This window comes from Streptomyces sp. NPDC001515 (genome assembly GCF_053597115.1).
This window is the reverse complement of the sequence record NZ_JBSFHN010000020.1, coordinates 145,158-167,945: the sequence shown is the minus strand read 5'-3', so window position 1 is coordinate 167,945 and position 22,788 is coordinate 145,158. Positions and strand designations below refer to the sequence as shown.

The window sequence follows — 22,788 nt, the reverse complement described above, 5'->3', positions numbered from 1 at the left end:
AGCGGGGCGATCAGCGCCCACGACTCATCCGTCAGTTCATGTCGACGCACCACAACTGGAGTAACGACCCACCGACTTTACGGACACCGCCTAGGCCGTGTATCAAAAGTGGATCTTGGGCTGTGAATGATCACGGTTCATGGGTCGGGGAGATCTCACGGACGAGCAGTGGGCGGTGCTGGAGCCGTTGTTGTCAAAGGGTGCCGGGGCAGGTCCGCCGCCCGTCTGGCCTCGGCGGCATACGCTTCCGGGTCAGGACCGGTGTGCCGTGGCGGGACGTCCCCGTCGAGTACGGACCGTGGAACCGGGTCTACGGCCTCTTCCGCCGATGGCAGCGCAACGGCACCTGACAGCGGATTCTCACCCGGCTCCAATCCCTGGCCGAGGCGAAAGCTGCGATCGCATGGGACCTGAGCGTCGACTCCACGGTCTGCCGCGCCCATCAGCATGCGGCCGGGGCCCACAAGCAGGGCGACCTGCAGAAGGAACCGCCGGGCGGTGTCTTCACCGAGCCCGGTGATCACGGACTGGGCCGCTCGCGCGGCGGGTTCACCACCAAGCTCCACCTGGCCGTCGAGCAGGGCCAGAAGCCTATGGCGTTCGTGGTGACCGCCGGGCATCCGGCCGCCCCAGCTGACGCAGTGGCCCTTGCCGTAGACGTAGGCCGGACCGGCGTACGACGTGTAGCTCCCGTAGTCGCTCGCCGACGCGTCGGTTTCGGGGACGTAGACGTACGCCGACCTGTCCTTCGCGACGCCGGGGGTGGACCGGATCGTCACGACACAGTTCTTGCCGTTCGTCTGCTCCTACTTGTTGGGACATCAGGGGTGCACGGATGGTTGTACGCGAATGGCCGGGGACCTGATGATTGGTGATCCTTTACGCTCCCGGGCGCGCTCCGGGGGCCGGCAGGAAGCCCGTGGCCTGGAAGTACGTCAGATAACGCGTCAGGACCTCCTCGGTGAGGGGCTGTTGACGCACGCCCGCCTCCTCGGCCGCCCGGGCGGTGCGGCCGGAGTCGAAGCGACGGTGGTCCGCCGCGTCCTCACCGGCCCCGTCGTCGCCGAGGAACAACTGCGCCGCGTTGTCCGGGTGTTCCGCCACACAGGCCCGCCACTCCTCGGGCGTCACCGGGCGCAGCTCGTACCCGAGGCGGGCCGCCACCTCGAAGACGCGGTCCAGGCCCGGTGCGTCCGGGTTGGTGTAGTGATACGCCGGTGCCCCGGGCCCTTCGGCGGTGCTGAGGGCCACCACGGCGGCGCTGACGTAGTCCACCGGCACCCAGTCGGTCGTGCCGTGCGCGAGGTCGGGCACCGCTCCGGCCTGGAGGCAGCCCTTGATGAGCTGCCAGAGCAGATCGCGGTCCTGGCAGGCGCCGGTGGCGGTGTCGCCGCTGATGCGGCCCGGGCGGTGGACGGTCACCGGGAGGCCGCGCTCGCGGGCGAGCCCGACCAACTGCTCGGCAACCCATTTGCTCTGCGCGTACCCGTCGGGCAGACCGGCCGCCGGGCCGGTCGGGGACGACTCGGTGAGCGGTGCGGGGTCCGTCCCGCGCGACGGGGCGTACACACCGGTGGTGGAGACGTAGTGCAGGCCGGGCGAGCCGGAGTCCGCGAGGAGGCGCAGCAGTTCCTCCGTGCCGCCCACGTTGGGCGCGCGCAGATCACCGTACGGGGCGGCGAAGTTGACGCGTGCCCCGTTGTGCAGGACGGGGCCCAGCCGCCGGGCGAGGGCGTCCCGTTCCCCGGGGTCGAGGCCGAGGCCGGGGGCCGCGAGATCACCGGGGACGGGGTGGATCACGTCGGCGTACCGGGACTGCCACAGGCCGTAGTGCTCCAGGTTGGCGCGGAGCCGCTGGGCCGCGCTGTCGGGGCTCGCGGCCCGGACGAGGCAGTCGACCGGGCCGTCCGTGGCCTCGATGAGGTCGCGCAGCAGGAACGCGCCGAGGAAGCCGGAGGCCCCGGTGAGCAGGGGGCGCGCGGAGGGGTGGACGGGCCGCAGGGCCCGGCGCTCACCGGTGATGTCCGGCGCGAGCCGCACCTCGGCGGCGAGGTCCGGGGCCGCCGCCTCCACACGCTCCCCCTCCCCCGGAGCCCCGCCGAGCAGCCGGTCGACGCCCTCGACGGTGGGCGTCGCGAACAGGGCCCGCAGGGAGGGCCGCACCCCGCAGCGCTCCCCGATCCGGCGGGCGAGGGTGACGGCGAGCAGGGAGTGCCCGCCCAGCGCGAAGAAGTCGTCGGTGACCCCGACCTCGGGCACGCCGAGGGTCTGTGCGAACACCTCGCACAGGGCGCGTTCACGGGCGGTGCGCGGAGCCCGCCCGCCGGCCGGGGCCGCGCTCTCCGGGGCGGGCAGCGCGCGCCGGTCGGTCTTGCCGTTGGGCGTCACGGGGAAGGCGTCGAGCCGGACGTGGGCGGCGGGCACCATGTGTTCGGGCAGGGTGGCGGCGAGGTGGGCGCGCAGTTCGGCCCAGCCGGGGCCGGGCTCGCCGGTGGCGGCGGGCACGGTGTAGGCGACGAGGCGCCGGTCGCCGGGGCGGTCCTCGCGGACGGTGACACAGGCCGCGGCGATCCCGGGGTGCGAGGCGAGGGCCGCCTCGATCTCGCCGGGTTCGATGCGGAAGCCGCGCAGCTTGACCTGGTCGTCCACGCGGGAGACGTAGAGGAGGCGGCCGTCGGGCGTCCATCGGACCAGGTCCCCGGTGCGGTACATCCGGCCGCCGGCGCGGTCGAAGGGGTCGGCGACGAAGCGGGTGGCGGTGAGGGCGGCGCGGCCGTGGTAGCCGCGTGCGACACCCTCGCCCGCGACGTACAGTTCGCCGGTGACTCCGGGCGGCACGGGGGCCAGCCGGTCGTCCAGGACATGGACGCGGGTGCCGTCGACGGGGGCGCCGATGGGGACGGTGCGGTCGGGGGCGAGGGGCCCCTCCGCGTGCTGGAAGGCGCTCATGGTGGCGCAGACGGTGGTCTCCGTCGGACCGTAGGCGTTGACGAGGAAGCGGTCGCGGGCCCAGGCGTGGACGAGAGCGGGCGGGCACGCCTCTCCGGCGAGGACCATGGTGAGGCCGGTGGGCAGGGAGTCCGGGGGCATCACGGCGAGGGCGGCGGGCGGGATGGTGAGGTGGGTGACGCCCCGGTCGCGGACCAGGCCGGCGAGGGCCGGGCCCGGCAGCAGGGCATCGCGGGTGTCGATCTCCAGGCAGGCGCCGGTGAGCAGCCCCATGCACAGTTCCCAGAACGCGGCGTCGAAGCTGACGGACGCCATGTGCAGCACCCGGCTGCCGGGGCCGACGCGCAGCCGCTCGCTCTGGGTCCTGGCCATGGCGCGCACCCCCCGGTGCGTGACGACGACGCCCTTGGGGCGGCCGGTGGAACCGGAGGTGTAGATGACGTACGCCGGGTTGGCCGGGTCGATGCGGACGGGCCCGGGGGTCGCGCCGCTCTCACCGAGGTCGTCGGTAAAGAGGTGCGGCACCGGGTGCTCGGGAAGGCGGCGGTGGAGTTCCGGGGTGGTGAGGAGCAGGCGGGGGCGTGCGTCGTCGAGCATGTACGCCAGTCGCTGGGCCGGGTAGTCCGGGTCCAGCGGCACGTAGGTGGCGCCTGCCTTGAGGACGGCGAGCAGAGCCACGACGAGCTCGGACGTCCGGGGAAGCGCGACAGCCACCCGGTCCTCGGGGCCCACGCCGCGCTCGGTGAGGTGTCGGGCCAACGCGTTTGCCCGGGAGTCGAGTTCGCCGTAGGTGAGGGTGGTGTGCGCGTCGCGGACGGCCGGGGCGGCGGGATCGCGCCGGACCCACTCGTCGAAGAGCGCGGGGACCGTCGTGGCGGGCAGGTCGTCGGCCGGCCCGGTGCCGAGGGCGGTGAGGCGGCTGTGCTCGGCGGGGGTGAGCAGGTCGTACGCGTGCAGGGGGCGGTCCGGGTCCGCGGTGACGGCGCCGAGGAGCCGGACGAGCCGGTCGGTGAGGCCCTGGACGGTGGGCGCGTCGAAGAGTTCGGTGGCGTAGTCGACGGTGCCCCGCATCCCGTCCAGGGCGCCGGTGTCGTCGTAGGTCTCGGTGAGCGCGAACGACAGATCGAACTTGCTCACTTCCGCCTCGGCGGGCACTCCGGTGACGGTGAGGCCGGGCAGGTCGATGGCGGCGGCCGCCTGGTTCTGGAGGACCAGCATGGTCTGGAAGAGCGGGTGGTGGCTCTGGGCGCGTGCGGGGTTGAGGAGTTCGACCAGCCGCTCGAAGGGCACGTCCTGGTGGGCGTAGGCGGCGAGGTCGAATGCGCGTACGCGGCCGAGGAGTTCGCGGAACGTGGGGTCGCCCGAGAGGTCGGTGCGCAGGACGAGCGTGTTGACGAAGAGGCCGACGAGGCCGTTCGCCGCCTCGTCGGTGCGACCCGCGACGGCCGTGCCCAGGGGTATGTCCTCGCCGCCGCCGTGCCGGGACAGGACGGTCGCCAGGGCGGCCTGGAGCACCATGAAGGCGCTGGAACCGCAGCTGCGGGCGAGCTCCGTGATGCGGCGGGTGGTGGCCCGGTCCACCGAGAAGCCGAGCGTGGCGCCGGTGTGCCGGGACGTGGCGGGGCGCGGCCGGTCCCAGGGCAGCTCGATCGCCTCGGGCAGCCCCTCCAGCGCGTGCCGCCAGTGGGAGAGCTGGCGGCGGACGAGGCTGTCGGGGTCCTTCTCGTCGCCGAGCAGGTCGCGCTGCCAGAGGGTGTGGTCCGCGTAGTCGACGGGCAGCGGGGCCCAGTCGGGCGCCTCGCCCCGTGCGCGGGCGCGGTAGGCGAGGCCCAGGTCGTGGGTGAGGGGCGGCAGGGAGGTGCCGTCGGCGGCGATGTGGTGGACGACGAGCACCAGGACGTGGGCGTCGGGCGCCAGGCGGAGGAGGGTCGCGCGCAGGGGCAGGCTGCGTTCGATGTCGATGGCCTCCGCGGTGGCGGCCGCGACGCGATGGCGCAGCTTCGCCTCGTCGACGCTCTCCACGGCGAACGGAATGACGACGTCGCCGGGTGGGGTGATGTGCTGGCAGGGCCCGTCCTCGCCCTCGGGGAAGACGGTGCGCAGGGCGGCGTGCCGTGCGATGACGTCGGCGACGGCGGTGCACAGCGCGTCGAGGTCGAGCGGACCGTCGATGCGTACGGCGAGCGGGATGTTGTACGTGGCGGAGGGTCCGTCGAGCCGGTGCAGGAACCACAGCCGCTGCTGGGCGTACGAGAGCGGGAGTTCGGCCGGGCGCGGCTGCGGGACCAGGGCGGGGCGGGTGCCGCCCTCCGCGCCTTCCATAGCGGTGGCGAGCGCGGCGACGGTGGGGTGCTCGAACAGCGTGCGGATGTCGGTCTCGGTGTGCAGGGCGGTGCGGATGCGGCCGACGAGACGGGTGGCGAGCAGGGAGTGGCCGCCCAGCGCGAAGAAGCTGTCGTCGGTGCCGACCCGGTCCACGCCGAGCACATCGGCGAACAGCCCGGCCAGGATCTCCTCCATGGCGTTGCGCGGCGCCCGCCCCGCCGCCGTGCGCGGCACGGTGGGCGCGGGCAGGGCGGCCCGGTCGATCTTGCCGTTGGGGGTCAGGGGCAGGGCGTCCAGCGGCTGGATGACGGCCGGGACCATGTACGCGGGCAGCAGCCGGCCGACGTGGGCGGCGAGCAGTCCGGGGTCGGGTGTCTCGCCGGGGGCGAGGACGACGTAACCGGTGAGGGTGCGGTCGCCGGGCAGGTCCTCCCGTACGAGGACGCAGGCGGCACGTACCGCGGGGTGGTCGCGCAGGACCGTTTCGATCTCGGCGGGTTCGATGCGGTGGCCGCGCAGCTTGATCTGCTGGTCGGCCCGGGCCACATAGCGCACGGTGCCGTCGGCGTCCTGGCGCACCAGGTCGCCGGTGCGGTACATGCGGGCCCCGTCTCCCGCGAAGGGGTCGGCGACGAAGCGGGTCGCGGTGAGGGCGGCCCGGCCGAGGTAGCCGCGCGCGACGCCGGGTCCCGCGACGTACAGCTCGCCCTCGGCGCCGGGCGGCACGGGGCTCAGGGCGGCGTCCAGGACGTAGGCGCGCATGCCGTCGAGCGGATGGCCGATGGGCGGGGCGCCGCCGGGGGTGTGGTCGGGGCCTACGTGGTGGGCGGTGGCGAAGGTGGTGGTCTCGGTGGGTCCGTACACGTGCAGGACGGTCGTGCCGGGGTGGGCGGCGGCGACGCGCTGCATGACCCCGGGCGCGGCGGCCTCGCCGCCGGCGGCGACCAGGCGCAGTCGTCCGAGGGAGCCGGGGTCGGTCTCGGCCAGCACGTTGAAGAGGGCCGTCGTCAGGAAGGCGGCCGTGACGCCGTGCCGGGTCACCAGGTCCCGCAGGATGTCGGGCTGGAGCGGGCCGTCCGGGGCGACGACGACGCGTCCGCCGCGCAGGAGCGGGACCCAGAGCTCGAAGGTCGAGGCGTCGAAGACGTACGCGGAGTGCAGCAGGACGGCGTCGGCGGCGTCGTCCCAGCCGTGGTGGGCGGCCAGCGCGGCGATGTCGCCATGGCTGACGCCGACGCCCTTGGGCAGTCCGGTGGACCCGGAGGTGAACATGACGTACGCGAGCCGGTCGCCGCCCGGTGCGGCGGGGAGGGGGCCTGGCGTGGCGGGGCCGCCGGTGAGGACGCGGCCGGCGCCGTCGACGGTCAGCAGGGCGGTGTCCGGGCCGAGCTGGTGGACCCAGGGCAGCGTGGCGGTCGTCTCGTCCACGACGAGGACGCGCAGGGGGACGACGCCGGTGACCCGGTTGAGCCGTTCGGTCGGCCAGCGGGGGTCGAGCGGCACATAGGCCCCGCCCGCGCGCAGGGTGGCCAGGGAGGCGGTGACGGTGGCGGCCGAGCGGGCGAGGAGGATGCCGACGCCGTCCTCGGCTCCGGTCCCGAGCCCGGTCAGGGCGGCGGCGAGCCGGTCCGCGACCCCGGTGAGCTGTGCGTACGTCAGCTGCTCGCCCGCGCCGGAGACGGCCACCGCGTCCGGGTGGCGGGCCGCCCGCTCGGCGACGGCCTCCGGGATGCTCAGGGCCGTGGTGCCGTCGGGCAGGGCGGCTCCGGTCCCCCGGGTGATCAGCTCCTCGCGTTCGCCGTCGAGGAGGAAGGGCGCGGTGTCGGCGCGGCGGCCGAGGTCCTGAGCCATGGCGGTCAGCAGCTGCCGCATGCGCGAGACGGTCTCGGCCACCTCCTGGCGGTCGAGCACGGCGGCCCGGTAGCCGAAGGTGATCCTCAGGGTGTCGCCGGGAGCGACGGTGAGGGTGAGCGGGTAGTGGGCGGCGTCGGTGCCGCTGAAACCGGTGACGGCGAGGCCGGGCAGTCCGCGCTGGGCGGTGCGCAGGGCCTCGGCGTCCATCGGGTAGTTCTCGAACACGACGAGGGTGTCGAAGAGTTCGTCCAGGCCGGTGACGCCCCGGATGTCGCTGAGGCCCACGTGCTGGCTGCCGAGGAGCCGGCCCTGCTCGGCTTGGAGCCGGGTCAGGTAATCCGCCAGGATCTCCCCGGGCGCGGGCTCGGTGCGCACGGGCACGGTGTTGATGAACAGGCCGACCATGGACTCGACGCCGGGCAGCTCCGGCGGGCGCCCGGACACGGTGGTACCGAACACCACGTCGGACCGCCCGGTGAGGTGGCCGAGCAGCAGGCCCCAGGCGCCCTGGACCAGGGTGTTGAGGGTGAGGCGGTGGGCGCGGGCCGTCTCGCGCAGCCGGGTCGTCACGGCGGCGTCCAGGTCGAGGACGAGCGTCTCGGGCAGTTCGGCCGCGCCGTCGGGCCCGTCCCGCTCCGCGAGAAGGGTCGGCGCCTCGATGCCGGCGAGCGCGGCGGACCAGGTGTCGAGGGCGGCGGCACGATCCTGCTGGGAGAGCCAGACGAGGTAGGCGCGGTACGGGGTGACGCGCGGCAGGGCGCTGTCGTCGCCGCCGGCCGCGTACAGCTCGAAGAGCTCCCGTACGAGCAGGGGCAGCGACCAGCCGTCGAACAGGATGTGATGGCTGGTCATGACGAGCCGGTGGCGCTCCGGCGCGGTCCGCACCAGGGTGAACCGCAGCAGCGGCGGGGTGGCCAGGTCGAAGCGGCGGGTGCGGTCGGCGGCGAGGAAGGCGGTGAGCCGGTCCGGCACCTCGTCGGCGCCGGTCAGGTCCAGTTCCTCCAGGGGTACGGGGACCTCGGCCGCGACCGCCTGCACGGGTTCGTCCAGGTCCTCGTGGAGGAAGCCGACGCGCAGGTTGGCGTGGCGGCGGAGCAGGCCGGCGACGGCGGCGCGCAGGGTGGGGACGTCGACGGGCCCTTCGAGGTCGAAGACGAACTGCGCGGTGTAGACGTCCACGGCGTGCGAGTCGTACAGGGCGTGGAAGTACATCCCGGCCTGCAGCGGCGTCAGGGGGAGTACGTCCTCCAGTTGGAACCCGTTCATCTGCGTCCACCCCACTTGTTCTGCAGTCGGTCGATCTGGGCCTGGTTGAGCGAGACCAGGGGAAGGTCGGACGGCGTCCAGCCGCCTGCTCCGGGCTGTTCGGCGTGTTCCGCGACGGCGCGCAGGGCGCGGTTGAACGCCTCGGCGAGTGCGCCCACGTCCTCCTCCTTCAGCAGGTCACCGGGCCAGGTCCAGCGGGCCACCAGACGGGGTCCTTCGGGGAGGTCCTCGGTGTGCGCGTTGATGTCGAGGACGTGGTGCACGGGCATGCCGGGGTCCTGGCTGCGGGGTCCTCCAGCGTCGAGCAGGACCTCCCAGTCGCCGTCCGCCGCCTGGCCCGGGGCCGCGTACCGTCCGAGATAGTTGAAGCCGATCTGGGGTGCGGGCGCCGCCAGGCGGGGGCCGGTGGCCGGGTTGAGGTGGCGCAGCATGCCGTGGCCGACGCCGTGGTCGGGGACGGCGCGCAGCTGTTCCTTGACGCGCTTCACTGCACGCTCAACGAGCGAGGCGCCGAAGCGTGCCAGGTCGCGGGCGTCCAGGGGGCCGGGGTCGACCCGGACGGGGTAGAGGCTGGTGAACCAGCCGACCGTGCGGGACAGGTCGATGTGGTCGGCGATCTGTTCCCGGCCGTGGCTCTCCAGGTCGAGCAGGACCGCGGTGTCCTGGCGGGGCCGCCAGGTGTTGACGGCGAGGGCGAGCGCGGTGAGCAGGATGTCGTCGACTCCGGCGTGGAAGGCGCCGGGGACGCTGGTGAGGAGGGGCTTCGCCCAGGTGGCGGGCAGGTGGGTGGTGAGGGTGCGGGTGCCGTCGGCGGTGTCCAGGAAGGGGTCGAGCGGCCGGTAGCCGAGCTGGGGGTCCGGGGTCCTCAGCGCCTCCTCCCACAGGGGCAGTTCGCCGGTGCGGTCGGGTGTGCGGGCCTGTTCGGCGAGGAGCTGGGACCAGCGCCGGTACGAGGTGGTGGGGGCGGGCAGCGCGGATGCGGTGCCGGTGGCCACCTGCCAGGCGTGGGCGAGGTCGTCGGCCAGGATGCGCCAGGAGACGGCGTCGACGGACAGGTGGTGCACGACGAGGAGCAGCCGGCCGCGCGCCCCGGGTCCGGCGTCGCCCCAGACGGCTTCGAAGACGGCACCGGCGGAGGGCCGCAGGCGTCCGCGGGCCCGTTCGCCCGCTTCGGTGAGCGCGGCCCGGGCCGCCTCGGCGTCGAGCCCGGCGATGTCGATACGGGTGAAGCGGCGCCGGGCGGTGACGGCGCCGGGCGGCAGCGCTTCGAGTACGGGGTCGCCCCCGGCGGTGCGGGTGACGCGCAGGCGGAGCATGTCGTGGTGGTCGGTGAGGAGCTGGAGCGCGGCGACGAGGGTGTCCTCGCGGGCACCGGCGGGGGTGCTCAGCACGCCGGACTGGTTGTAGCCGTCGGTGGTGCCGGGGCGTTCCAGGAACCAGGCGGCGATGGGGGTCGGTTCTATGGTGCCGGTGCCGTGGCTGTCCGGTTCGCCCGTGGCGCCGTCCAGCGGTGCGGCGACGGCCGCCATGGCCTCGGGGGTGCGGTGGACGAAGACGTCGCGGGGGGTGACGGCGAGCCCGGCTTCCCGGACGCGGCTGACGAGCTGGATGGACAGGATGCTGTCGCCGCCGAGCGCGAAGAAGTCGTCGTCGGTGCGGACTTCGGGTGCGCGCAGGACGGAGGCGAACGCCTCGCACAGGACGCGTTCGGACGAGGTGCGCGGCTCCCGGCCCGCCCGGGAGCCCTCCGGGCGCTCCGGCGCCGGAAGCGCGGCCCGGTCCGTCTTGCCGTTCGGCAGGAGCGGCAGCGCGTCCAGGGCCACGAAGGCGGCGGGCACCATGTACGGCGGCAGCGCCTCGGTGAGCCGGGTGCGCAGTGCTCCGTCGGTGAGGCGGGCGCCCACGGTGTACGCGACCAGGCGCCGTTCGCCGGGCCGGTCCTCGCGGACGAGGGCGCAGGCGGCGGTGATCCCGTCAACGGCGGTGAGGGCGGCCTCGATCTCGCCGAGTTCGACGCGGAAGCCGTTGAGCTTGACCTGGTCGTCGGCGCGGGAGACGTAGTGGAGGAGTCCGTCGGCGTCGCGCCGGACCAGGTCGCCCGTGCGGTACATGCGGCTGCCGGCCGGGCCGGAGGGGTCGGCGACGAAGCGGCCGGCGGTGAGCCCGGGGCGGCCGAGGTAGCCGCGGGCGAGGCCGTCACCGGCGAGGTACAGCTCGCCGGTCACACCCGCCGGTACGGGCTGGAGCGCGGTGTCCAGGACGTGGGCGCGGGTGTTGTCGATCGGGCGGCCGAGCGGAACGCCCCCTTCTTCTCCGTGGGCGGTGACGTGGTGGGCAGTGGCGTCGATGGTGGTCTCGGTCGGGCCGTAGAGGTTGTGCACCTCGGTGCCCCAGGCCCTGGCTGCCCGGGCCGCCAGGGCGCGGGGCAGGGGCTCGCCGCCGCAGGCGACGGCCCGCAGCGCCGGGGGCGCCGCCTCGGTCCCGGTCTCGGTGAGCAGGAGTGCGAGGTGGGAGGGGACGAACTGGGCGAGGGTGACGCCCTCGTCACGCATCCGGGCCAGCAGCCCGGCCGGATCGTGGTTGAGCGCGGCCGGTACGGGGCAGGTGGCGCCGCCGTGCAGCAGGGGCAGCCAGGTCTCCCACACCGAGGCGTCGAAGCTGGACGAGGTGCGGGCGAGGACGCGGTCGTCGTCGGTGAGGCCGAAGTGGCCTGCCATCCAGGCCATGTGGTTGGTGAGCGCGCCATGGGTGACGACGACGCCCTTGGGCCGGCCGGTGGAGCCGGAGGTGTAGATGACGTACGCGGCGTCGTCGGCGCCCGGCGCGGCGACAGCGGGCGGCGCCCCGCGTCCGCCCGGCCGGGCGGACCGGTCGCCGAGCGCGAGGCGGGGCACGGAGGCGTACCGGGCGGCCCGCGCCGGGTCGTGCACCAGGAACAGGGCCGGGCGGGCGTCGTCGAGCATGTGTGTGACGCGGGCCTCGGGGTAGTCCAGGTCGACGGGCAGGCAGGCGGCTCCGGCCTTGGCGACGGCGAGCATCGCGACGACCCGGTCGGCGGTGCCATCGGCGGCGAGGGCGACGAGGTCACCGCGGCCGACGCCCCGGTCGTGGAGGTGGTATGCCAGGTCGTCGGAGCGGGCGTCCAGCTCGGCGAAGGTGAGCTGCTGGGCACCGGCCCGGACCGCGATCCGCCCGGGGGTCCGGGCGGCCTGGGCACGGAACGCCTCGGGGGCGGTACGGGCGCGGACCGGGCGGACCGGGCCCGGGGCGGCCCGGTCCAGCTCGGCGCGTTCGGCCGCGTCCAGGAACGCGGCGGTGCGGACACGCCCGCCGGGGTCGGCGGCGAGCGAGGCGAGCAGCCGGGTCAGTCGCGCGGCAAGGGCGCGCGCGGTGACGGGGTCGAAGAGGTCGGTGGAGAACTCCAGGTGGCCGTCGAGCCCGGTGGGCCGGCCCGCGGGGTCGCGGGTCTCCGTGAAGGTGAAGGTGAGGTCGAACTTGCTGATCCCGGTCCGCACGGGCTGCTCGGTCACGGCGAGGCCGTCCAGGACGAGCGCGGTGTCCGCCTGGTTCTGGAGGACGATCATGGTCTGGAAGAGCGGGTGATGGTCCTGCGCCCGGGCCGGGGCGAGGACGTCCACCAGCCGTTCGAACGGCAGGTCCTGGTGGGCGTAGGCGGCCAGGTCGAACGCCCGGACCCGGTCCAGGACTTCGGTGAAGGTGGGGTCGCCGGTCAGGTCGGTGCGCAGGACGAGGGTGTTGACGAAGAAGCCCACCAGATCGTCCAGGGCTTCGTCGGTGCGTCCGGCGACGGCGGTGCCGAGGGGGATGTCCTCCCCGGCGCCGTGCCGCGAGAGCAGGACGGACAGGGCCGCCTGCAGCACCATGAACAGGCTGCATCCCTGGGCGCGGGCCAGCTCGGCGAGCGCCCGGTGCGTGTCCGCGTCCACGGGGAACGTGAAGGCGTCGCCCCGGTAGGTGAGGACGGCGGGGCGCGGCCGGTCCAGGGGCAGGGCGAGCAGTCCGGGGCTGCCGTCCAGCGCGGTGCGCCAGAAGTCCAGCTGGCGGGCGGCCCTGCTGTCCGCGTCGTTCTCGTCGCCGAGGAGGGAGCGCTGCCAGAGGGTGTAGTCGGCGTACTGGACGGGGAGTTCCCGGCGGCCGGGCTCCTCGCCCCGGCTGCGGCGGCGGTAGGCGTCGCCGAGGTCACGGGCGAGGGGGGCCAGCGACCAGCCGTCGCCCGCGATGTGGTGGACGAGGAGGACGAGCACATGGGTCTCGGCGCCGAGGTTGAGCAGCCGGGCCCGGACAGGGAGGTCGGCGGTGACGTCGAAGGCGTGCGCCACCTCGGCGGCAAGCGCCTCGTCCAGGCCGTCCGGACGGATCTCCCGGGGGGCCAGGTCCAGGTCGGCGTGGTCGGCGGCGAGGACGAGCTGGCGCGGGACCCCGCCGGTCTCGGGGAAGACGGTGCGCAGGCTCTCGTGCCGCTCCACGACGTCCATGAGGGCGCGTTCCAGGGCCGGGGCGTCGAGCGGTCCTTCCAGGCGCAGCACCAGCGGCACGTTGTAGGTGGGGCTGGGGCCCTCGAACCGATTGAGGAACCACAGGCGCCGCTGCGCGAAGGACAGCGGCTGCGGCTCCGGCCGGTGCGGCGTGCGCACCAGCGGCGGGGCGGCGGCTCCGGCTTCGTCGAGGGCGGCGGCGAGCGCGGCGGGTGTGGGGTGCTCGAAGACCGCCTTGACCTGGACCTCGACGGCGAGCGCGGCCCGGATGCGGGCGACGAGCCGGGTGGCGAGCAGGGAGTGGCCGCCCAGCGCGAAGAAGTCGTCGTCGGCGCCCACGGCCGGGAGGCCGAGGACATCGGCGACGAGACCGCAGACGATCTCCTCGCGCGCGGTGCGGGCGGCGCGCCCGCGGGCCGCGGCGTGCTGTTCGGGCGCGGGCAGGGCGCGCCGGTCCACCTTGCCGTTGACGGTGAGCGGCAGCGCATCCACCAGGACGAACGCGGAGGGCACCATGTAGGCGGGCAGGGACCGGCCGACGGCTTCGGTGAGGTCGGCCGGATCGGGCCGGAGAGCCCCGGCGGGCACCACGTACGCGACGAGCCTCCGGTCGCCCGGGACGTCCTCGCGTACGAAGGTGAAGGCGTCGGCGACCCCGTCGCAGCAGGCGAGCACGGACTCGATCTCGCCGGGTTCGATGCGGTAGCCGCGCAGCTTGACCTGGCTGTCGGCGCGGGAGACGTAGGCGATCTGCCCGTCCGGGGTCCACTTCACGAGGTCGCCCGTGCGGTACATGCGCCCGCCGTCCGGGTCGAAGGGGTCGGCGACGAACCGGGTGGCGGTCAGGGCGGGCAGGCCGGTGTAGCCCCGGGCGACGCCGCGCCCGGCGAGGTACAGCTCGCCCGTGACTCCCGCCGGGACCGGGCCCAATGAGCCGTCGAGCACGTACAGCCGCATGCCGTCCAGGGGCCGGCCGATGGGCGGCGGGCCCGTCGGCAGGTCGGCGGCCACGTCGTAGCGGGTGGCGAAGGTGGTGGTCTCGGTGGGGCCGTACACGTGCAGGACGCGGACATCGGGCGCGGCGCCCGCGACGCGCTGCATGGCGTCGGGCGAGGCGAGTTCGCCGCCCGCGCAGACGAGGCGGAGTCCGGCGAAGGCACCGGGGTCGGTGTCCGCGAGGACGTTGAGCAGGGCGGTCGTCAGGAAGACGGCGGTCACGCCCTGTTCGCGGACGGCTCGGCGCAGTGTCCCGGCCTCCAGGACGCCTTCCGGTGCGACGACGACCGTGCCGCCGCGCAGGAGTGGCGCCCACATCTCGAAGGTGGACGCGTCGAAGACGTACGCCGAGTGCATGAGGACCGCGTCGGTCGCGCCGTCGTGCCAGGCGGAGTCCTCCGCGAGCGCCGCCACGTCGGCGTGGCTGACCGCGACGCCCTTGGGCAGCCCGGTCGAGCCGGAGGTGAACATGACGTACGCGAGCGAGTCCGGGCCCGGTACGGGGACGGTCCTGCCGGGTGCCGGGGGCGCGCCGCGCAGGACGCGGCCGGTCCGGTCCACGACGAGGACCGGGATGCGGCGGGCGGTCTCGGTCACCCAGGCGGACGCGGCGGCGGGCTCGTCCACGACGAGGACCCGCACGCCCGCCACCTCGGCGACTTGGTCGAGCCGTTCCCTGGGCCAGCGCGCGTCCATCGGCACGTACGCGGCGGCGGCCCGCACCGCGCCGAGGGACGCGGAGACGACGGCCGGTGACCGGGACAGCAGCACGCCGACGCCGGTCTCGGGTCCCGCTCCGAGAGCGGCGAGGGCACGGGCCAGTTCGGCGGAGACGGTGTCGAGTGCGGTGTACGTGAGCGTGGTGCCGCCGCCGGTCACGGCCACGGCGTCCGGGGTGCGGCCCGCCTGTGCGGCGAAGAGCGCGGGCAGAGTGGTGTCCGGTGCGGGGGCGGGCAGTTCGCGGCCGGTGCCCCATCCGGTGGTGCGGGTGCGCTCGTCGGGTGTCAGCAGGTCGTAGTCCGCGAGGGGCCGGGCGGGGTCGGCCACCACCTGTTCCAGCAGCCGGAGCAGGCGCGCCGCCAGGGCCTCGACGGTGACGTGGTCGAAGAGGGCGGTCGCGTACTCGATCCCGGCGGTGAGTCCGCCCCCGCCCCGCTCCTCACCGAAGGCGAAGGTGAGGTCGAATTTGCTCAGGCCGTTGTGGACGAGCCGGTCCTCGACGTCGAGCCCCGGCAGCTCGGGACGTACGGCGTCCTGGTTCTGCAGGACCAGCATGGTCTGGAACAGGGGGTGGTGGTTGCGGGCCCGGACCGGGTTGAGGCTCTCGACGAGCCGCTCGAACGGCACGTCCTGGTGGGCGTATGCGGCCAGGTCGAACTCTCGCACTCGCCGCAGGAGTTCACCGAAGGTGGGGGCGCCGGACAGATCGGTACGCAGGACGAGGGTATTGACGAAGAACCCGACCAGATCCTCCAGGGCCTCGTCCGTGCGGCCCGCGACGGGCGTGCCGAGCGGGATGTCGTCGCCCGCGCCGTGCCGGTGCAGCAGCGTGGCGACGGCCGCCTGGAGCACCATGAACAGCGTGGTGCCGGACTCCCTGGCCACGCGCAGGAGTCCGGCGTGCAGCCCGGGTGGTACGTCGAAGGTGTGGACGTCGCCCGAGGGGTCGGTGGTGACCGGGCGCGGGCGGTCGAGCGGCAGGTCGATGAGCCCGGGCAGTCCGGCGAGCGCGGTGTGCCAGTGGTCCAGCTGCTCGCGCAGCAGGCTTCCCGGGGCGTCCGGGTCGCCCAGGACGGCCTGCTGCCACAGGGTGTAGTCGGCGTACTGGATCCCGTCGCCGGCCTCGGGTTGCCGCCCGGCGAGGCGGGCCCGGTAGGCGTCGCCCAGGTGGCGGGCGAGCGGGGCGAGCGACCAGCCGTCGCCCGCGATGTGGTGCAGGACCAGCACGAGGACGTGGTGGCCGGGCGCGGTGCGCAGCAGTCTGGCCCGCAGCGGCGGCTCGGCGGCCACGTCGAACGGCGCGCCCACGGCGTCCGTGACGGCCGCCTTCAGCCAGGCCGGTGCCGTGCTCTCGACGGGCAGCCGGGGCGCGGCGACCTCGGCGGGCAGCACCAACTGGTGCGGCACGCCGTCGCGTTCGGGGAAGACGGTGCGCAGCGCCTCGTGCCGCTCCACGAGGTCCAGCAGGGCGCCGCGCAGGGCGTCGGTCTCCAGCGGTCCGTCGATGTCGAGCACCAGGGGGATGTGGTACGAGGAGTTGAGCCCGTCGAGCCGGTTCAGGAACCAGAGCCGCTGCTGCGCGTACGACAGGGGCAGCGGGTCCGGCCGCTCTGCCACGGGGCGGACCGGCGGGCGGGACCGCCCCCGGGTGTCCAGGGCCCGTGCGAGTCCGGCGGCGGTCGGGTGCTCGAACAGGGTGCGCACGGCGAGGTCGGCGCCGAGGACCGTGCGGACCCGGCTGACGACGCGCATCGCGAGGAGCGAGTGCCCGCCGAGGTCGAAGAAGCTGTCGTGCGGGCCGACACCGGGGCGGCCCAGCACATCGGCGAAGATCCCGGCGAGCAGGTCCTCGCGGGGGTTCAGCGCGCCGGAGCCCTCGGCGGTGGGCGCGGCCTCCTCCTCGGGCCGGGGCAGGGCGCGCCGGTCCGTCTTGCCGTTGGGCAGGAGCGGCAGGTCGTCCAGGACGACGACCGCGGCGGGCACCATGTAGTGCGGCAGCGCCTGGGCGAGGGCGTCGCGCAGGACGGCCGGGCGCGTCCCCCGGTCCGTGGTGACGGCGTAGGCGACGAGCCTGCGCTCCCCCGGCACGTCCTCCCGGATCACCGCGCAGGCGGCGGTGACGCCGGGGTGGGTGAGCAGAGCGGCCTCGATCTCGCCGGGTTCGATGCGGAAGCCGCGCAGCTTGACCTGGTCGTCGGCGCGGGAGACGTAGTCGAGGAGCCCGGCCGCGTTCCACCGGACCAGGTCGCCGGTGCGGTACATGCGGGCGCCGTCCGGGTCGAAGGGGTCGGCGACGAAGCGGGTGGCGGTCGGCCCGGGCCGGTTCAGGTAGCCGCGGGCGAGGTTGGGGCCCGACAGGTAGAGCTCACCGGTGACGCCGGGCGGCACGGGCCGCAGCCGTTGGTCCAGGACGTAGGCGCGCATGGTGTCGACGGGCCTGCCGATCGGCACCGTCTCGTACGGCGTGTCCGGGGTGTCGGGGACGCGGTGGACGGTCGCGTCGATGGTGGCCTCGGTGGGCCCGTAGAGGTTGTGCACCTCCGTACGCCACAGCGCGGCCGTCTCCTCGGCGAGGGCGCGCGGCAGGGGCTCTCCGCCGCACAGGACGGCGCGCAGGCCCGGCAGGGGCGCGGCGTCGGCCGCCTCGGAGAGGACGAGGGCGAGATGCGAGGGCACGAACTGGGCGACGGTGACACCGAACCGGCTCATCCAGGAGACCAGCGTGTCCGGCTCCGTGTTGGCTCCGGACGGCAGCACGCACACCTCGGCGCCGTGCATGAGGGGCAGCCAGACCTCCCACACGGAGGCGTCGAAACTGGGGGACGTCCTCGCGAGCACCCGGTCCCGCGGCGTGACCGTCAGGTGTCCCGCAAGCCAGGCCATGTGGTTCGCCAGGGCACCGTGGGTGACGACCACTCCCTTGGGGCGGCCGGTGGACCCGGAGGTGTAGATGACGTACGCGGGATCCGCCGGGCGGGGTGTGTACGGGAGCTGCGTGGCGGGGTGCGCGGGCGGCTGGAGCGGTGCGTCGAGGGCGAGTCGCGGGATGTCGCCGGTGGGCACGTCGTCGCCGGCGGTGAGGACCAGGGCGGGGCGCGCGTCGTCCAGCATGTGGCGGATGCGGGCGTGCGGGTAGGCGGGGTCGACCGGCAGGTACGCGGCGCCCGACCGCAGCACGGCCAGCATCGCCACGACGGTGTGCGCGGAGGGCGGCGCGGCGATGGCGACCGTGGTCTCCCGGCCGGCACCGCGCTCGTGCAGCACGTGGGCGAGGGCGTCGGCCCGGGCGTCGAGTTCGGCGTAGGTGAGGTGGGTGCGCTCGTCGCGCACGGCGACGGCCTCCGGCGTACGCAGGGCCTGTTCCCGGACCGCTGCGGGGGCGGTGAGCACCGGCAGGGGCCGGGGTGCGCCGAGACCCCGCGCGAGGAGGTCGTTCCGCTCGGCCGGCGTCAGGGGGTCCAGTTCGCCGATGGGGCGGCCCGGTTCGGTGACGGCCTGGGTGAGGACGTGGGCGAAGCGGGCGCAGAGGGCGCGGGCGGTGGCGGCGTCGAAGAGGTCGGTGGCGTACTCCAGGTAGCCGCCGATGCCCCCGGCGGCCTCCCCGGCCTCCGGCTCGCCGGTGGTCTCGGTCAGCGAGAAGGTGAGGTCGAACTTGCTGCCGCCGTGGTGCCGGGACCGGTCGCGGACGGTGATGCCGGGCAGCTCCGGCTCGGCCCGGTCCTGGTTCTGGAGGACCAGCATCGTCTGGAAGAGGGGGTGGTGGTCGCCGGACCGCTCCGGGTTGACGGCCTCCACGACCCGTTCGAAGGGCAGGTCGCTGTGGCCGAAGGCGGCTATGTCGGACTGCTTGACCCGGTCGAGGAGTTCACGGAACGTCGGCTCGCCGGAGAGGTCGGTGCGCAGGACGACGGTGTTGACGAAGAAGCCGACCAGTTCGTCCAGCACCTCGTCGGTGCGCCCGGCCACCGCGGTGCCCAGCGGGATATCGCTGCCCGCACCGTGGGCGCCGAGCGTCACGGCGAGGGCCGCCTGGAGCACCATGAACGGCGTGCACCCGGCGGTACGGGCGAGCCGGACGAGCGCGGTGTGCGCCGGGGCGGGCAGGTCGAAGGGGACGGACGCGCCCCGGTGGCTGGGCACGGCGGGGCGGGGCCGGTCGAGGGGCAGGTCGAGCAGGCCGGGGGCGCCGCGCAGCGCCTCCTGCCAGAAGGCGGTCTGCCGGGCGGCGAGGCTGTCCGGATCGCCGTCGTCGCCGAGCAGTCGGCGCTGCCAGAGGGTGTAGTCGGCGTACTGCACGCGCAGCGGCGCCCAGTCGGGGGCACCCGCGCCCCGGGACCTGGACAGGTAGGCGGCGGAGAGGTCGCGGCAGAGCGGGGCGAGGGACCAGCCGTCGGCGACGATGTGGTGCAGCACGAGGACCAGGACGTGCCGGGCGGGCCCGCGCCGGAGCAGGTGGGCACGGACGGCGGGGTCCCGGCTCAGGTCGAACGGGGCGGTGCTCAGGCGGCGTATCGTTTCCGCCTCCCAGGCGTCGGCGTCCCCGTCCGCCGGGGGGTGTGCGACGTGGAGGGGGACGAGCGAAGCGGCGGCGTCCGCGTCGGTGATCCGCTGGCGGGCGACGCCGTCGTGCTCGGCGAACACGGTGCGCAGGCTCTCGTGCCGGACGGCGACATCGGCCAGGGCGCGGCGCAGCGCCTCGGCGTCCAGGGGGCCGTCGAGCTCCAGGACGAGCGGGACGTTGTAGGTGTCGCCGGGCGCCTCGGACCGGTTGAGGAACCAGAGGCGCTGCTGCGCGAAGGACAGCGGCAGCACCTCGGGCCGGGGCTGCGGTACGAGGACGGGCCGGGCGGCGCCCGCGGTGTCCAGGGCGGCGGTCAGGGAGGCGACCGTGGGGTGGTCGAAGAGGGTGGCGAGGGCGAGTTCGACGCCGAGGGCGGCCCTGACCCGGCCGGCGAGGCGGGTGGCGAGCAGCGAGTGGCCGCCCAGGGCGAAGAAGCTGTCGTCCACCCCGACCGCGCGGACGCCCAGCACGTCCGCGAACAGCCCGGCGAGTACCTCCTCGTACGCGGTGCGCGGCGCCCGTCCGGTGCCGGTGGCGGTCCGGGGCGCGGGCAGGGCGCGGCGGTCGACCTTGCCGTTGGGGTTGAGGGGCAGGGCGTCGAGGACGACGAAGGCGGACGGCACCATGTACGCGGGCAGCGTGCGCCCGACCCGGCGGGCCAGCGCGACGGTGTCCGCGCGGGCTCCGGGCGCGGGCACCACGTAGGCGACGAGCCTGGGGTCGCCGGGGGTGTCCTCGCGGACGACGACGCAGGCGCCGCGCACGTCCGGGTCGGTGAGCAGGGCGTGCTCGGTCTCGGCCGGTTCGATGCGGAAGCCGCGCAGCTTGACCTGGCCGTCGGCGCGCCCGACGTACTCGATGTCGCCGGCGCCGGTCCAGCGCGCGAGGTCGCCGGTGCGGTACATCCGGCTGCCGGGCGGGCCGTACGGGTCGGCGACGAAGCGGGTGGCGGTGAGCGCGGTGCGGCCCTGGTAGCCGCGGGCGACGCCGTGCCCGCTCACGTAGAGCTCCCCCACCACGCCGGGCGGCACCAGGTTCAGGGCGCCGTCGAGGACGTACAGGCCCATCCCGTCCAGCGGGCGGCCGATGGGCGGCGCACCGGGCGTTCCGGCGGTGATGGGGTGCCGGGTGGCGAAGGTGGTGGTCTCGGTGGGGCCGTACACGTGCAGGACGCTCGTGCGCGGTGAGGCGGCGGCCACGCGCTGCATGAGGCCGGGGGTCGCGGCCTCGCCCCCGGCGGCGACCAGGCGCAGTCCCGCGAAGACCGCGGGGTCCGCCTCGGCCATCACGTTGAACAGGGCGGTCGTGAGGAACAGCGCGGTGACGCCGTGCCGTTCGACCGCCTCCCGGACGGTGCGCCCCTCCAGGACGCCGCCGGGGGCGACGACCACCCGGCCGCCGTTCAGGAGCGGCACCCAGAGCTCGAAGGTGGAGGCGTCGAAGACGTACGCGGAGTGCATGAGGACCGCGCCGGACACCCCGTCGGTCCAGGCGCTGTCGGCGGCGAGGGCCAGCACGTCGGCGTGGGTGACGCCGACACCTTTGGGCAGTCCGGTGGAGCCGGAGGTGAACATGACGTACGCGAGCCGGTCGGGTCTGCTGATCCGGGGCAGCGCTCCGGGCCGTTCCGGCGCTCCGTCGAGCACCCGGCCGCAGCGGTCCACGACGAGGAGCGGCAGACGGGCAGCGGCCTCCCGGAGCCAGGGTTCGCGGGCGGTCCGCTCGTCGGCGATCAGGGCGCGCACGCGGGCCGACCCGGCGACCCGGCCGAGCCGTTCGGCGGGCCAGGCCGCGTCCATCGGGACGTAGGCGGCGCCTGCGGCGACGGTCGCGAGGGTGGCGGCCGGGACCGCGGCCGAGCGCCCCAGGAGCACCCCGACGCCGTCCTCGGCGCCGATGCCCCAGCCGGTCAGCGCGCCCGCCAGGTCATCGGCCACCCGGTCGAGTTGCCGGTAGGAGAGGGTGTGCGCCCCGTCCTCGACGGCGGGGGCGTCCGGGGTCCGGCGTACCTGGTCCCGGAACGCCTCCGGCAGGGTTCGCGCGACGGCCGGCTCGGGCAGGGCGGTGCCGAGTCCCTGGGCGCGCAGGGCGGTGCCGGTGGCCTTGTCCACGAGCGGCAGGTCGCCCAGGGGCGAGCCGGGGTCGGCGGCCGCCAGGGCGGAGACGAAGGACACGACGGCCTGCTCGTGCAGCCGCACGTCCTCGGGGTGGTAGAGGTCGGGGCGGGCGTCGAACCCGATCAACGGCCCCTTGCCTTCGGCCCGTTCGGAGACGAAGAGCGACACGTCGTCCACCGGGCCGACCGACAGCACCCGGGAGGGCGCGGGGATTCCGGCGAAGTCCCGGTCGTAGTCGTAGCCCATGATGTTGACGACGATGCCGGTGAGGCGGGCCGCGTCGTCGCCCGGGTTCAGTTCGCGGGCGAGTTGTTCGCGGGAGAAGCGCCGACGGCGCAGGGCCCCGCGCATCTCGGCCGCGGCCTCGCGGACGAGGTCGCCGACGGACATGGCGTCGGTGGGCGTCAGGCGCAGCGGCAGGATGTTGGCGGTCATGCCGACGATGTGCCGCAGCCCGCCGTGCCGGCCGTTGGAGGCGAGGCCCACGGTGACCTCGCGGGTGCCGGTGACCCGGGCGGTGTACGCGGCGACCGCGGCGACCAGGACGGCGCTCCACGTGGTGCGGTGGGCGGCGGCGAGCCGGCGCAGGTCCTCGAAGACCTCGGCGGACAGGGACTCGCCGGTGTGGAGCCGTATGCCGGAGGTGGCCGGTGCCTGGTCCGCCGGTGCGGGGAGGTCGGTGCGGCGGCGGATGAGGGTCCGGCCGCTGTGCGTGCCGTCGTCCCCGGTGGTGTCGGGGGCCTGCTCCGCGAACCTGGCGGTCCAGTAGGCGCGGTCGGCCTCGTGGCGGCCGGATTCGCGGTAGGCCGTCTCGTCGGCGACGAGTTCGCGCAGGGGCGCTGCGGGCAGCGTGATCCCGGCGAGGTCCTCGCCCCGCACCGCGCGTCCGTAGAGGTCGGCCACGACGCGGGTGAAGACGGCGCCACCGAGGCCGTCGACGGCTATGTGGTGGAAGCGGACGTACCAGTAGGACAGCCCGGCACCGGCGCGGAGCAGGGCCAGGTGGTGGCGGGGGCGGTGCGGGGTGTCCGGCGTGGCCATGTCCGTCGCCAGGTAGCGCTCGACCTCGGCGGCGGGGTCGGCGGCCCCGGACACGTCCACGATCCGGAGCCGACGGGCGCCCGGCTCGCGGACGACGCGCTGCAGGAGGGTGTCGCCCTCCGTGACGAACTCCAGGTTCATGCTGTCGCACAGCTCGCAGGCCCGGTCGACGGCGGCGGCGAATAGCGCCTCGTCCAAGTCGCCCCGGATCTCGAAGCATTCACCGATGTTGTATTTCGGGCTGTCGGGGTCGACGAGTTGCCCATACCAGACGCCCTGCTGGGCTGCGGTCGTCCCGAAGAACTCTTCGGGAGCGGATTCCGGGGATACAGAGCCGTTTTCGCGCATGCCGGGACACACCTTCGGGGAGAGCTTGCGGGGGACGAAGAGGGCAGGACGAAGCCGGCCGTGCCGGTGCGGCACTCATGACCGACAACGGGCGGGTAAATACGAGGAGTACGTC

Annotated in this window: 3 protein-coding genes and 1 pseudogene; 1 reads left to right on the top strand and 3 read right to left on the bottom strand. The window is 74.9% G+C overall.

Going from position 1 to position 22,788, the window contains the following annotated elements; all coding sequences use genetic code 11:
- Positions 1–38 precede the first annotated feature (38 nt).
- A complete protein-coding gene (locus ACWCXC_RS22250) occupies positions 39–350 on the top strand; it encodes a transposase (RefSeq protein ID WP_450890340.1) in 312 nt (103 codons plus the stop codon).
- Between the two features lie 267 nt (positions 351–617).
- On the opposite strand, the pseudogene ACWCXC_RS22245 reads toward ACWCXC_RS22250, so the two are convergent.
- The 3 genes and pseudogenes from ACWCXC_RS22245 to ACWCXC_RS22235 form a co-directional block, all read right to left on the bottom strand.
- Positions 618–800, bottom strand: a pseudogene (locus tag ACWCXC_RS22245) (spore-associated protein); the annotation flags it as partial.
- A gap of 79 nt (positions 801–879) precedes the next feature.
- Positions 880–8,394 carry an amino acid adenylation domain-containing protein gene (locus tag ACWCXC_RS22240; RefSeq protein ID WP_450890332.1) on the bottom strand — a complete coding sequence of 2,505 codons (7,515 nt, stop codon included), beginning with the start codon at positions 8,392–8,394 and terminating at the stop codon, positions 880–882.
- Positions 8,391–22,673 (bottom strand): amino acid adenylation domain-containing protein, encoded by a 14,283-nt coding sequence (locus ACWCXC_RS22235; RefSeq protein WP_450890331.1) that lies wholly within the window; start codon positions 22,671–22,673, stop codon positions 8,391–8,393. The genes ACWCXC_RS22240 and ACWCXC_RS22235 overlap by 4 nt, the downstream gene beginning before the upstream one ends.
- Between the last annotated feature and the right edge of the window lie 115 nt (positions 22,674–22,788).